Below are 11,889 nucleotides of genomic sequence, written 5' to 3'. Positions count from 1 at the left end.
GCAGGGCCACCGGCAGGCAGAGGTAAATCGACAGGTTGGCGAATGCCAGGCCAAGCAGCAACAGCACCAGGGCGACGCTTTGCAGCAGTGGTGTCACCCAGCCGGACAGGTGGCGAGCCACCGTTTGCGGCGGCACTGTTGCGCCTGTCAGAGATCCGTCCCCAGCCATGTTGTCACCCCACTGCTTGTCGTTATTGTGTCTGCATTAAACGCCACTATACGGCCATTATCCATGGGCCTTTGGTGTTAGGGATCGCAGCAGATCAATAGACGGGAGAGGGGCTGGGCCTGGGCGAACGGGCTTCTGTGGTGAGCGGGCTTATCGGATCGCCGCACCGCCGCGCTGGAGTGCGGAGCACTCCCTGGCCGGTCACTGTGATCTATCAGAAAGACCGCAGTGATTGGTTTTAGGGCTGCTTCGCGCGCCCAACGCGGGCAAGCCCGCTCGCCACGCGCATCAAGCTTGACGCTGATGCTTGTCGATTTGCTCGTGGCGCTCTTGCGCTTCGATGCAGTACTTGGTGGTCGGGCTGATCAGCAGGCGCTTAAGGCCAATAGCCTCGCCGCTGTCGTCACACCAGCCAAAGGAGTCATCATTGATGCGACCCAGGGCCTGTTCCAGTTGCGGCAGCAGGCGCTGGTCGCGGTCGATGGCGTTGACCAGCCAGGTGCGCTCTTCTTCCACAGAAGCAGCGTCAGCCGGATCAGCCGGGGTGTCCAGGCTTTCAATGGCGATGCGGTTCTGCTCAATGCGCTCGTGGTGCTCGACTTTCATGGCTTGCAGCAACTTTTCAAAGAAAGCGTGCTGTTCGGCATTCATGTAGTCATCCGCCGGCATGGCCAGCAACTTTTCCTTTGTCATTGATTTCTCTATAAAAAATACGTGCATCAAGGCGAATAAGGGAGCGTTCCGGTCGACCCTTGCAGGTCTCGGAAAGGCGCCGTCCATTTCAAGCGCCTCCCGGCACTCAATTTACGAGGGGCGGCAGTCTAAGGCCGACTTGAGGGCTCAGCAACTGAAATGACAGGCAATTTGTCCGACACTTCCCCAAAAGGCACCAGGACGGGCTCGGCAGGCAGTTATCGGAGTGCGTTTATAGCAAGAAATTCAATGTTGTGGATCTGTATAGAAGACAAACGGTTAAAACAACTGTAGGAGCGAGCTTGCTCGCGAAGAACTCAAGGACACCGCGCTTATTCAGATTGCACGCGTCATCGTTGAGGTCCATCGTCGGAACGCCGCCCGGAGCAAGCTCGCTCCTACAAGGTGTTCAGCGCTTTAGTTTGCGCTTGTTGCGATACTGGTCGATCACCACCGCCACCACGATGATCAGGCCCTTGATGATGTCTTGGATGTAGGCATCCACCCCGACAAAGGTGAACCCGCTGGCCATCACCCCGAGGATCAGCGCGCCGATCACTGTGCCGGTAATGCGCCCTACCCCGCCCGCCAGGCTGGTGCCACCGATCACCGCAGCGGCAATCGCGTCCAGCTCATAAGACATGCCCATCCCGGCCTGCCCGGTGGCCGCCCGGGCCGATGCCACCACGCCCGCCAACCCGGCGAGCAAGCCGGCGATGCTATAGACGATGATCAGGTGACGCTTGACGTTGATGCCCGACGTACGCGCCGCCTGCATGTTGCCGCCGATGGCGTAGGTGTATTTGCCGTACTTGGTGTAGCGCAGGGCAATGTGAAAAATCACCGCCACCACCAGAAAGATGATCACCGGCATCGCGCCATGGCCGATGGCGGTGTAGGAATCCGAGAGCATGCTCACCGGCTGGCCTTCGGTGTAATAACGGGCCAGGCCACGGGCCGAGACCATCATGCCCAGCGTCGCAATAAACGGCGGAATGCCGGTGATGGCAATGATGCTGCCGTTGATCGCCCCCGCCAGTAGCCCGACCCCTAACCCCACTACCACCGGAATCCACACCGGCAAGTCGGTCAGCGACGGAAACACCGCCCGGGAAAAATCGGACGTCTGCGCCAGGCTGGCGGCAATCATCGCCGACAACGCCAATACCGAGCCGGAAGACAGGTCAATACCGGTGGTGATGATCACCTGGGTCACGCCAATCGCCAGCAGCCCGATGATCGACACTTGCAGGATCATCAGCACCAGGCGCTGGGAGTTCATCAAGAAGCTCTGGTCACGGACGATCCAGCCGAACACTTCGAACACCAGGCCGATACCGATCAGCACCAGGAAGATGCTCAGTTCCGTGGGGAACCGCCGACGGCTCTTGACCGGCGCCGTGAGGGGTTTGTTTTCCTCCGGCTTTTTTTCCGAAGATTGGTTTTCCAGTATCGCGTTCATAACCACTCACCTTTTTTATTCCGTTGCGCCAGCCAACCGCAGGCTCGCGCGCTGTGTTCGTTAGTGGACCGCCGTCATACCGGAAGCCAGTTGCATGACTTTTTCCTGGGTCGCCTCAGCGCGGTCCAGGGTGCCCATCAGATCGCCTTCATGCATAACCATCACCCGGTCGCTCATACCCAGCACTTCCGGCAGCTCCGAAGAAATCATGATCACTGCCATGCCTTCGCTGGCCAGGTAGGAAATCAGCCGGTAAATCTCGGCCTTGGCGCCAACGTCGATACCACGGGTGGGTTCGTCGAGAATCAGCAAGCGCGGATTGGTCATCAGCCAGCGGGCCAGCAAGGCCTTCTGCTGGTTGCCACCGGAGAGAGTGTCAATGCACTGTTCAAGGGACGGGGTTTTCACCCGCAGCTTCGTACACATGTCTTCGCACAGCGCCCGCAGGGCTTTCTGCTGGATAAAACCGTTGCCCGAATAATGCGGTATCACGGCCATTTCCATGTTTTCCAGGACCGAGAGGCAGGGGAACAGGCCACTGAGCTTGCGGTCCTCGGTCAACAGCGCAAAGCCTTTCTCGATGGCCATGTGCGGGTCGCTGATGCGCACCACCTGGCCGTCGAGCTGGATCTCGCCGCCGCTGCTGGGGGTGATGCCGAAAATGGTTTCTGCCACGTTGGTACGACCCGAACCCATCAGCCCGGCGATGCCGAGGATCTCGCCGGCATGCAGATCAAAAGACACGCCCTTGAACACACCGTCCAGACGCAGGTCGCGCACCGACAACAGCAAATCGCCAATGGGTTTCTCGCGCTCCGGGAACAGCTGGCTCAGCTCACGGCCCACCATCATCGAGATCAGGCTGTCGCCGTTCATGCTGTCGGCCCGCTGCAGGCCGATATAGGCGCCATCGCGAAACACTGCCACTTCATCGGCAATGGCAAACACTTCGTTCATTTTATGGGTGATGTAGATGATGCCTTTGCCCTGGGACTTGAGGTCGGCAATGATCGAAAACAAATGGGCGACTTCCTTGTCAGTAATCGCCGAGGTGGGTTCGTCCATGATCAGGATGTCGGAGTCGTAGGACACCGCCTTGGCAATCTCCACCATCTGCCGCTCGGCAATGCTCAGGTTGCCGACCTGCTCCTCCGGGTCCAGGTTGATGCGCAGGCGCTCCAGCAACTGCGCGGTGCAGCGGTGCATTTCCCGGTGATTGACCATGCGCAGGCTGTTGAGCTGTTCGCGGCCGATCCAGATGTTCTCGGCGATGCTCATGTGGGGCATCAGGTTGAGTTCCTGGTGGATCATCGCGACCCCCGACTGCAATGCCGCCAGCGGTGTGTCGAAAACGATCGGTTTGCCCCGCAGGCGGATTTCACCGGAGTCCGGCTGGTAGATGCCCGCGATGATCTTCATCAGCGTCGACTTGCCCGCGCCGTTCTCGCCCATCAGCGCCAGCACCGAGCCCGGACGCACCCGCAGTTGCACATCGTCCAGGGCTACGACACCGGGAAAACCTTTGCTGATATTGACGATTTCCAGCAGGTAGGGTTCTTCCAGCGCCGTTGGCTGGATACCGGTCAGCGGGGCCTGCGAAGCAGTCGCTTGAGCGAACATATCGGGTACTCCATCAGCAGGGCTGCCGTGGCGCCCTGCCGGCTTATTGTTGTTATTAAGTGAAGGACTATTTGAAATCTTTAACGTTGTCCGGGGTGATCAATTTGAACGGCACCAAGAGGTTCTGCTCGACCGGCTCGTTCTTGGCCATTTTGACCGCCGCCTCCACCGAACCGACAGCTTGGCCGTGGGCATCCTGGAACACCGAGACCGCCATATCACCCTTGGTGATCGCGTTCAAACCGTCCGGCGTACCATCGACACCGCCGATCAGCACACTGCCTTTCTCGACACCAGCGGTTCTCAGGGCCATGGCAGCACCGATGGCCATCTCGTCATTGTTGGAAACCACCGCGTCGAATTTACGGCCTTGGGTCACCCAGTCGTTCACCAGCGTCATGCCCTTGTCCCGTAGCCAGATCCCGGTCTGTTCCTGTTCGACCTTGATGTCCGGGTATTTGGCCAACACTTCTTTTACACCTTTGGTGCGGTTGGTCGTGGCGTTATTCGCCAAGTCCCCCAGCAGAATCACGATGTTGCCCTTGCCACCCATCTTCTCGGCCAGGTATTGCATTTGCAGGCGGCCAGCCTCTACGTCATCGGAAGCCACGGTGACCACACCCTTGGGCAGGTCCTTCTGGTCAGGACGGCGGTTGACATAAATCAGCGGAATACCGGCGTCGACCGCCGCTTTGGTGATTCTTGCGGTGGACGCCGTGTCTACCGGGTTGACCACAATGGCGTCGACCTTCTGGCTGATAAAGTTTTCGACCTGGCTTAGCTGCTTGACCACATCGGCGCGGGCGTCTTCGAACTGCAGTTGCACGCCTTCACCCTTGGGATAGGACTTGGCTTGCTTGTCCATGTCCTCACGCAGGTAGGTCAGCCAGGTGTCGTCGAACTGCGACATGCTCACACCGACCTTGATGTCGGCGGCCGTGGCCACACCACTGGCAAGCATCATGGACAGGGCCAGCGAGGCAAAACGGATATTGGTCTTCATGAACGGTCTGTCTCCAATTTCTTGTTGGTTTTTTGGACGTTGCGTTTTTCAGAGCATTATTTTGGCGAAGGCAGCCGAACGATCGGCGCCCCCGGAATGCAGCACACCAGGGCACCCTTGCTTTCGACGCAAAGGACATTAAGGAAGGAAAAATACAGCGGCCGTGCGCGGGGCACATCGCGGGGCGGGAAGGCAGAGTGTAAAACTCGCAGTGCAGCGTTGAAGATTTTCATCTGACGGTACCTGGTTGTTTTTGTGTCTTGTTTTTGTTGAGTCGTCCTCCACCGCCTCAACGGCAGATCGGGACGTCACTATGAGCAACCTTGAAATGACTTTATTAGAAAATAATTTCCATATCAACAAGTTTTAGAATTTTATTCTATTTTTGCTCCATAACCCTCGACAGCGACCATTTCCACTACCTGTTGACGCTCGGCGCTGAGCCGTGCGGCGTCCAGCACGCGGGTGGTCTCCAAGGCATCACGGGGATCCACCGGCAATGGGCCCTGGCCTTGAACAGCGGTTTGCAGCTGGCGATAGAATTGGTTCCAGCAACCCTTTTCCGAGGGCACACGCTCACGCTCCGGACCTTGTTCGAACCAACCCCAGCGTCGGTGTTCTTCCGCGCCCCAGTGCTCACCCTCGGTTTTCGGGGTTTTGCCGGCCATCAACGCTTCTTCCTGACCATCCAGGCCTTCAACGGTGTAACAGCCTGCGCTGCCGTTAACCCGAAAACGCGGCGCCTGGCTGTTTTGCAGGGCGCTGCCCCACAGGTGCGAGATCACCCCGTTGGCGTGGGTCAGGGAAACAAAGAAGCCATGGTCGAGGCCGGGGTGTTCGACGCTGTAGTGCAATTGCGCGAAGACCCGATCTACCGGGCCAAACAATTGCATCGCCTGGTCCACCAGATGGCTGCCAAGGTCACGCAGGAACCCGCCGCCACTGGCATTGCCCACGGACGCGGGGTTGTAACGCTCCACTCGGGATTCAAAGCGGGTGATGGTGCCCAGGGCGCCGGCGTTGATCAGCTTGCGCAGGGTGAGGAAATCCGAGTCCCAGCGCCGATTCTGGTAGACGCTCAGCAACACGCCCTGACGCTCGGCAGCAGTAATCAAGGCCCCCGCCTGGGCGGCATTGCTGGCGAACGGTTTGTCGCTGACCACCGCCACACCGTGTTCGATCGCTTCCAGTACCAGCGCTGGGCGACCTTTGAGTGTGGTGGAGATCACCAAGGCGTCGACACCGGCCTCAACGATCTGCTCGATGCTGTCGAAGGCCTTGACCTCAGGGTGTTCGGTCGCCAGTTGCTGGCGCCGCTCGGGTGAACGGGTGACGACACCGACAAAGGTTGCTCCCGGCAGGCTGGCAATCAGCGGTGCGTGAAAAAAACGGCCACCGTGGCCGTATCCGACTAGTCCGATTCGCATGGGTCGATTCCTTTATGTAGGGGGCCAGGGCGATGCGCATGGATAGGTTCTCCTATGATCAGCCGTAAAAGTGTGGACGCTCTGGCAGGCCGACTTTCACAATCTGCCCACTGTTTTGCGCCTCGATGCACGCATCCGCCGCCACCGCCGCCGCAAAACCATCCCACGCCGATGGCCCGCCCACTTGCCCAGCACGCACGCCGTCGATAAACGCCTGCAACTCAACGTCATAGGCCGCAATAAACCGGTCCTTCCAGTCCATCAGAATCGCATTGGACAGCTTGGCGCCGCTGCGCAGTTGCACTTGGGACGGTTCCGGCAGCCTGGCGATGCCGGTCTCCCCCACCACTTCGCACTGGATGTCGTAGCCGTACTGGCAGTTCACAAACACTTCCACGTCGATGCGCGTGCCCTTGGCGGTTTCCAGCAGGACGATCTGCGGGTCACGCAGATGCCCGTGAGCCTTGCTGGTCTTGCGCGGGAACACCACTTGCACCGACACATAGTCATCGGCCAGCAACCAGCGCAACACGTCCAACTCGTGGATCAAGGTGTCGGTGATCGCCATGTCGGTCTTGTAGTTCTCGCCCACGGTAGGGTTGCGGTGAGCGCAGTGCAGCATCAATGGCTCGCCGATCTGGCCGCTGTCGATCACCGCTTTCAAGGCTTGATAGCCCTGGTCGTAGGGGCGCATGAAACCCACCTGCACCAGACGCTTGCCGTGGGCCACTTCGGCCTCGACAATCTTGCGGCAGCCTGCGGCCGTCACCGCCAGGGGTTTTTCGCAGAACACCGGCTTGCCGGCGGCGATGGCGGCCAGCACGAACTCTTCGTGGCTCGGCCCCCAGGAGGTGACCAGGATCGCTTCGACTTGCTCCGAGTTGATGAGCGCGTGGCCGTCGGGGTAGACCTCGGCGGTGAGTTTCAAATCGGCGACGACCTTGGCGGCCTGCTCAAGGTTGATGTCGGTGACGGCGACGACCTGGCTGTTGAGCAAGGTCTGGCTGCAACGACGGATATGATCCTGGCCGATGGCGCCAGTACCGATAACACCAAGTTTCAAAGACATGTAAGGACTCCTTTATCAGTACTGCCGGGCCTTGGCCAGGCGTTCATTGAGGGTTTTTGCCACCGCGTCGGTGCGCTCGCTGGTGGACACCTGCGCCACACCGACCCGCCACCACGACAGGTATTTGTGAATCATGGTTTTGGGCAGAACCTTGATATCAATCAGCGTCGACACCGTTTGCGTACGCGCATCGACCAACGCCGCCTGTAACTGCTCCACGGTGCTGACCTTGTAGGTTTTGCAGCCATAGGCCGCTGCGCTCATAGCGAAGTCCACCGGCACAAAACCACCGTCGAGCTTGCCGCTCTCGGGGTTGCGGAAGCGGAACTCGGTGCCGAAGCTGTCCATGCCGTGTTCCATTTGCAGGTTGTTGATGCAACCAAAAGTCATATTGTCCAGCAGCACCACATTGATCTTGCGCCGCTCCTGGATCGAGGTGACCAGCTCCGAGTGCAGCATCATGTAGGAGCCATCGCCCACCAATGCGTACACCTCACGCTCAGGCTCGGCCAGCTTGACGCCCAAGGCGGCGTTGACCTCATAACCCATGCACGAATAGCCGTACTCGACGTGATAGGTATTCACGCCCTTGCTGCGCCAGCTGCGCTGCAAGTCACCGGGCAGGCTGCCAGCGGCGGCGACGATGATTGCGTCGTCGGCCAGGGTTTCATTGAGCACGCCCAGCACGCGGCTTTGAGTCAGGCAGGAGCCGGTCAGCTCGATAAACTCGCGCAGCACGGCCGGGTCCATGTGGTCGTTGATTTCCGGAACGAAGTTTTCGCTCTGGTATTGGGCCTGGTAGATGCGGTCAACTTCGGCATTCAACTGCGCCTTGGCGTCCCGTGGTTGATCGCCCCAGCTGGAGCGGTAATCGCCCAAGGCTTCGGACAAAGCCTCCAGGCCCACCTTGGCATCCGCCAGCAGCTGCACACCGTCCAGTTTCAACGTATCGCAAGGGCTGATATTGAGGTTGAGAAACTGCACCTCGGGATGTTTGAACAATGACTTCGATGAGGTAGTGAAGTCGGTGTAGCGAGTGCCGATGCCGATGATCAGGTCGGCCTCCGGGGCCAGCAGATTCGCCGCCAGGCAACCGGTTTCGCCGATACCGCCGAGGTTCAGCGGGTGGGCTGAGACCACGGCGCTCTTGCCCGCTTGGGTTTCCGCGAAGGGAATGTCAAAGCGTTCGGCAAAGGCTTGCAATGCAGCATTGGCACCAGAGTACTTGACCCCGCCACCGCAGATGATCAGCGGTTTACGCTTGCCCTTGAAAGCGGCAATCGCGTCGCCGAGCATGGCTTCGGTCGCCGGGCGGCGGTCGATACGATGCACGCGCTTTTGCAGGAAATAGTCGGGGTAGTCCCAGGCTTCAGCCTGCACATCTTGCGGCAAGGCCAGGGTCACGGCGCCAGTTTCGGCGGGGTCGGTAAGCACACGCATGGCGTGGATCGCCGCGCTCATCAACTGCTCGGGGCGGTTGATGCGGTCCCAGTATTTGCTGACGGCGCGGAAGGCGTCGTTGGTGCTGATACTCAGGTCGTGGAACTGCTCGATCTGCTGCAGCACCGGGTCGGGCTGGCGGCTGGCGTAGACATCGCCAGGCAACAACAGCAACGGGATGCGGTTGGCCGTGGCGGTGGCCGCAGCGGTGAGCATATTGGCGGCGCCGGGGCCAACCGAAGAGGTGCAGGCGTAGATCTTGCGTCGCAGGTGCTGCTTGGCAAAACCGATGGCGGCATGGGCCATGCCCTGCTCGTTGCGGCCCTGATGCACCACCAGGTCACCGCTGTCCTGCTCAAGTGCCTGGCCCAGGCCCAGCACATTGCCGTGGCCGAAAATCGTGAAGATACCGGCGACGAATTTGCTCTGCACGCCATCGACTTCGATGTACTGGTTATCGAGGAACTTTACCAAGGCCTGGGCCATGGTCAATCGTGTGGTAGTCATGCTGCCCCCTGCACAAAAAATAAACTGTAGGAGCGAGCTTGCTCGCGATGGTCGTTAGCGATAACGCGTGCTTTCTGAATCAACGCGTTACTCTCAGGTTCATCACGAGCAAGCTCGCTCCTACAGGGGATCTGGGTCAGACCAGAGATTGTTTTAGGTGGGTCATGCTCGCCCCCAGCGCCTGCTTGATATCCGCCAGGCCGTGCACGCTCTCGGCAAACGGCTCAAACGATAGATAGCCGCTATAGCCGGTGCGGAGCAAGGTGTCGATCTGCGCCGCGTTGCCGAGGATATCGCCCTCGCCTACCAGCACTCGATGGCCGTCACGAATGGTTGCCAACGGTACCTTGGCATCTTCCACGCCGGAGATATGCACCAACCCGGTCAATTCCGGGAAGAACTCATGCTCGCTGGCCAGGTGATGGTGAAAGGTGTCATGCACCAGGCGAAACACATCCAGGCCGCCCATGGACTTGATCGCGTCCACCGCCGTATGTTTGCGCCGCAAGGAACATTCCTCGAAGCCTAAAGGCTCGATGAAGCCCAGAATCCCGTATTCGCGCAGGATCGGCGCCAGCTCGCTCAACGCCGTGCGCAAACCCGCCGCGCGCTGGGCTTCATTGCGCGAATCAGCGCGCTCGTTCAGTGGGCACATCACCAGGCCCTGTGCGCCGCATTCGCGGGCATAGGTCGCCAGCTTCACCGTCTGGGCGCGGCGCTCGTCATTCCATACATCGAAGGGGTACAGGGCGTTGATCGACAGCACGGTGATGCCATGCACCGCGCACAACTCGCGCACGCGACTGGCAGGCGTGCCGTCTTCAATCTCGATGCCCGCAAGGTCGTTACGGATCTCAATGGCGTCGCATTTCAAGGTCACCGCCAGCTCGATAAACTCCGGCAGGGAAAGGTTGGGGGCGACCATGCGGTTCAGGGCGAAACGTAGAGGCGAGTTCATTGTTGTTGTGCTCCACACTCGATAAAAATTACTTGGCCGTCGGCATGCTGAATTCAGGACCCTTGGCGATGCTGTCAGGCCAACGCTGCATCACGCTTTTATAGCGGCTGTAGAAACGAATGCCTTCTTCGCCATAGGCGTGGTGGTCGCCAAACAGCGAGCGTTTCCAGCCACCAAACGAATGCCAGGCCATCGGCACCGGGATCGGCACATTGATGCCAACCATACCGACCTTGATGTTGCGGGCAAAGGCACGGGCGATGCCGCCGTCGCTGGTAAAGCAGGACACACCGTTACCGAACTCATGGGCATTGATCAAAGCCACGGCGCTGGCAAAATCCGCCACTCGCACAATGCCCAGCACCGGGCCAAAAATCTCTTGCTGGTAAATACTCATCTCGGTCGTGACGTTATCGAACAAGGTCGCGCCGACAAAAAAACCACCCTCCGCGCCCGGCACCTTGAAGCCCCGGCCATCGACAATCAGCTTCGCACCCTGGGCCACGCCCTGGTCGATAAAGCCTTCCACCTTGGCCTTGTGCTCAGCGGTGACCAACGGCCCCATTTCGCTGTCCTTGTGCATACCGTTGCCGACCTTCAACTGGTCGATACGCGGCAGCAACTTGTCAATCAGCTTGTCACCGACATCGCCCACCACCACGGCAATGGAGATCGCCATGCAACGCTCGCCGGCCGAGCCGTACGCCGCGCCGATCAAGGCATCCGCTGCCTGGTCCAGATCGGCGTCGGGCATCACGATCATATGATTCTTCGCGCCACCCAAGGCCTGCACGCGCTTGCCACGCTGGGTGGCCTGCTGGTGGATGTACTCGGCAATGGGCGTAGAGCCAACAAAGGAAATCGCCTCGATATCGGGGTGCTGCAACAGGCCGTCTACCGCGCTCTTGTCGCCCTGAACCACGTTGAATACGCCATCGGGCAAGCCGGCCTGGGTCAGCAGTTGCGCCATCAACAAACTGGCGGACGGGTCACGCTCGGAGGGCTTGAGGATGAAACAGTTACCGGTGGCCAGGGCCAGCGGGATCATCCACAGCGGCACCATTACCGGGAAGTTGAACGGCGTGATGCCGGCGCACACACCCAAGGGCTGGCGCAGGTTCCAGTTGTCGATACCACCGCCAATGTTGTCGCTGAAATCGGTTTTCAACAGGTTCGGCGCGCCGCAGGCGTACTCGACAATCTCGATGCCACGGGTCACTTCGCCCTTGGCGTCGGAGAACACCTTGCCGTGTTCGCGGCTGATGATCTCGGCCAACTGGTCATGGTGCTGGTCGAGCAATTCCTTGAACTTGAACAGCACCCGCGAGCGGCGCAGGGACGATTGCTCGGACCAGGCCGGGAATGCCTTCAAGGCCGAGGCCACCGCTTCGTCGACAGTCTTCTGGCTGGCTAGCCCGACTCGCGCCTGTACCTCGCCGGTGGCCGGGTTGAAGACATTGCTGAAGCGCTCGCTACCGCTGTCCTGCACCTGGCCGTTGATGTAATGGCCGATCACCTGGGCGTTGCTCATTGTTGTTCTC

Annotated in this window: 9 protein-coding genes; all 9 read right to left on the bottom strand. The window is 59.7% G+C overall.

Translation table 11 applies throughout. From position 1 onward, the window contains the following. Window positions 1-457: 457 nt before the first annotated feature. The 9 genes from ACZRKZ_RS16575 to ACZRKZ_RS16535 all read right to left on the bottom strand — a co-directional run bounded on the left by ACZRKZ_RS16575 (window position 458) and on the right by ACZRKZ_RS16535 (window position 11,879). Complete coding sequence (locus ACZRKZ_RS16575) at window positions 458-862, bottom strand: TraR/DksA family transcriptional regulator (RefSeq protein ID WP_149412703.1); 405 nt, start codon at window positions 860-862, stop codon at window positions 458-460. A gap of 409 nt (window positions 863-1,271) precedes the next feature. Then, window positions 1,272-2,324, bottom strand: coding sequence for an ABC transporter permease (locus ACZRKZ_RS16570; protein ID WP_463982126.1), 1,053 nt, complete (start codon window positions 2,322-2,324; stop codon window positions 1,272-1,274). Window positions 2,325-2,384: 60 nt separating this feature from the next. Further along, window positions 2,385-3,944 carry a sugar ABC transporter ATP-binding protein gene (locus ACZRKZ_RS16565; RefSeq protein ID WP_463968805.1) on the bottom strand — a complete coding sequence of 520 codons (1,560 nt, stop codon included), beginning with the start codon at window positions 3,942-3,944 and terminating at the stop codon, window positions 2,385-2,387. Window positions 3,945-4,011: 67 nt separating this feature from the next. Then, window positions 4,012-4,947 (bottom strand): sugar ABC transporter substrate-binding protein, encoded by a 936-nt coding sequence (locus ACZRKZ_RS16560; protein ID WP_463982125.1) that lies wholly within the window; start codon window positions 4,945-4,947, stop codon window positions 4,012-4,014. Between the two features lie 374 nt (window positions 4,948-5,321). Then, window positions 5,322-6,374, bottom strand: a complete 1,053-nt coding sequence (locus ACZRKZ_RS16555) for a Gfo/Idh/MocA family protein (protein WP_463982124.1) — start codon at window positions 6,372-6,374, stop codon at window positions 5,322-5,324. 58 nt (window positions 6,375-6,432) lie between these two features. Further along, window positions 6,433-7,443, bottom strand: coding sequence for a bifunctional inositol 2-dehydrogenase/D-chiro-inositol 1-dehydrogenase (gene iolG / locus ACZRKZ_RS16550; RefSeq protein WP_463982123.1), 1,011 nt, complete (start codon window positions 7,441-7,443; stop codon window positions 6,433-6,435). A gap of 15 nt (window positions 7,444-7,458) precedes the next feature. Then, the gene (iolD, locus tag ACZRKZ_RS16545) at window positions 7,459-9,390 is read right to left on the bottom strand and encodes a 3D-(3,5/4)-trihydroxycyclohexane-1,2-dione acylhydrolase (decyclizing) (RefSeq protein ID WP_463982122.1); all 1,932 of its coding nucleotides are present in this window, start codon (window positions 9,388-9,390) and stop codon (window positions 7,459-7,461) included. A 136-nt stretch (window positions 9,391-9,526) separates the two neighbouring features. Further along, window positions 9,527-10,348: a TIM barrel protein gene (locus ACZRKZ_RS16540; protein WP_463982121.1), complete on the bottom strand. Its 822-nt coding sequence runs from the start codon at window positions 10,346-10,348 to the stop codon at window positions 9,527-9,529. A 28-nt stretch (window positions 10,349-10,376) separates the two neighbouring features. Continuing rightward, a complete protein-coding gene (locus ACZRKZ_RS16535) occupies window positions 10,377-11,879 on the bottom strand; it encodes a CoA-acylating methylmalonate-semialdehyde dehydrogenase (protein WP_463982120.1) in 1,503 nt (500 codons plus the stop codon). Between the last annotated feature and the right edge of the window lie 10 nt (window positions 11,880-11,889).

It is taken from the genome of Pseudomonas sp. c313, from assembly GCF_055407145.1.
This window is presented reverse-complemented; position numbering and strand designations above follow the sequence as displayed.

Excerpts from the sequence above, each read along its gene's own strand:
- ACZRKZ_RS16575 (WP_149412703.1), bottom strand. The coding sequence starts at position 862 with ATGACAAAGGAAAAGTTGCTGGCCATGCCGGCGGATGACTACATGAAT.
- ACZRKZ_RS16570 (WP_463982126.1), bottom strand. The coding sequence starts at position 2,324 with ATGAACGCGATACTGGAAAACCAATCTTCGGAAAAAAAGCCGGAGGAA.
- ACZRKZ_RS16565 (WP_463968805.1), bottom strand. The coding sequence starts at position 3,944 with ATGTTCGCTCAAGCGACTGCTTCGCAGGCCCCGCTGACCGGTATCCAG.
- ACZRKZ_RS16560 (WP_463982125.1), bottom strand. The coding sequence starts at position 4,947 with ATGAAGACCAATATCCGTTTTGCCTCGCTGGCCCTGTCCATGATGCTT.
- ACZRKZ_RS16555 (WP_463982124.1), bottom strand. The coding sequence starts at position 6,374 with ATGCGAATCGGACTAGTCGGATACGGCCACGGTGGCCGTTTTTTTCAC.
- iolG (WP_463982123.1), bottom strand. The coding sequence starts at position 7,443 with ATGTCTTTGAAACTTGGTGTTATCGGTACTGGCGCCATCGGCCAGGAT.
- iolD (WP_463982122.1), bottom strand. The coding sequence starts at position 9,390 with ATGACTACCACACGATTGACCATGGCCCAGGCCTTGGTAAAGTTCCTC.
- ACZRKZ_RS16540 (WP_463982121.1), bottom strand. The coding sequence starts at position 10,348 with ATGAACTCGCCTCTACGTTTCGCCCTGAACCGCATGGTCGCCCCCAAC.
- ACZRKZ_RS16535 (WP_463982120.1), bottom strand. The coding sequence starts at position 11,879 with ATGAGCAACGCCCAGGTGATCGGCCATTACATCAACGGCCAGGTGCAG.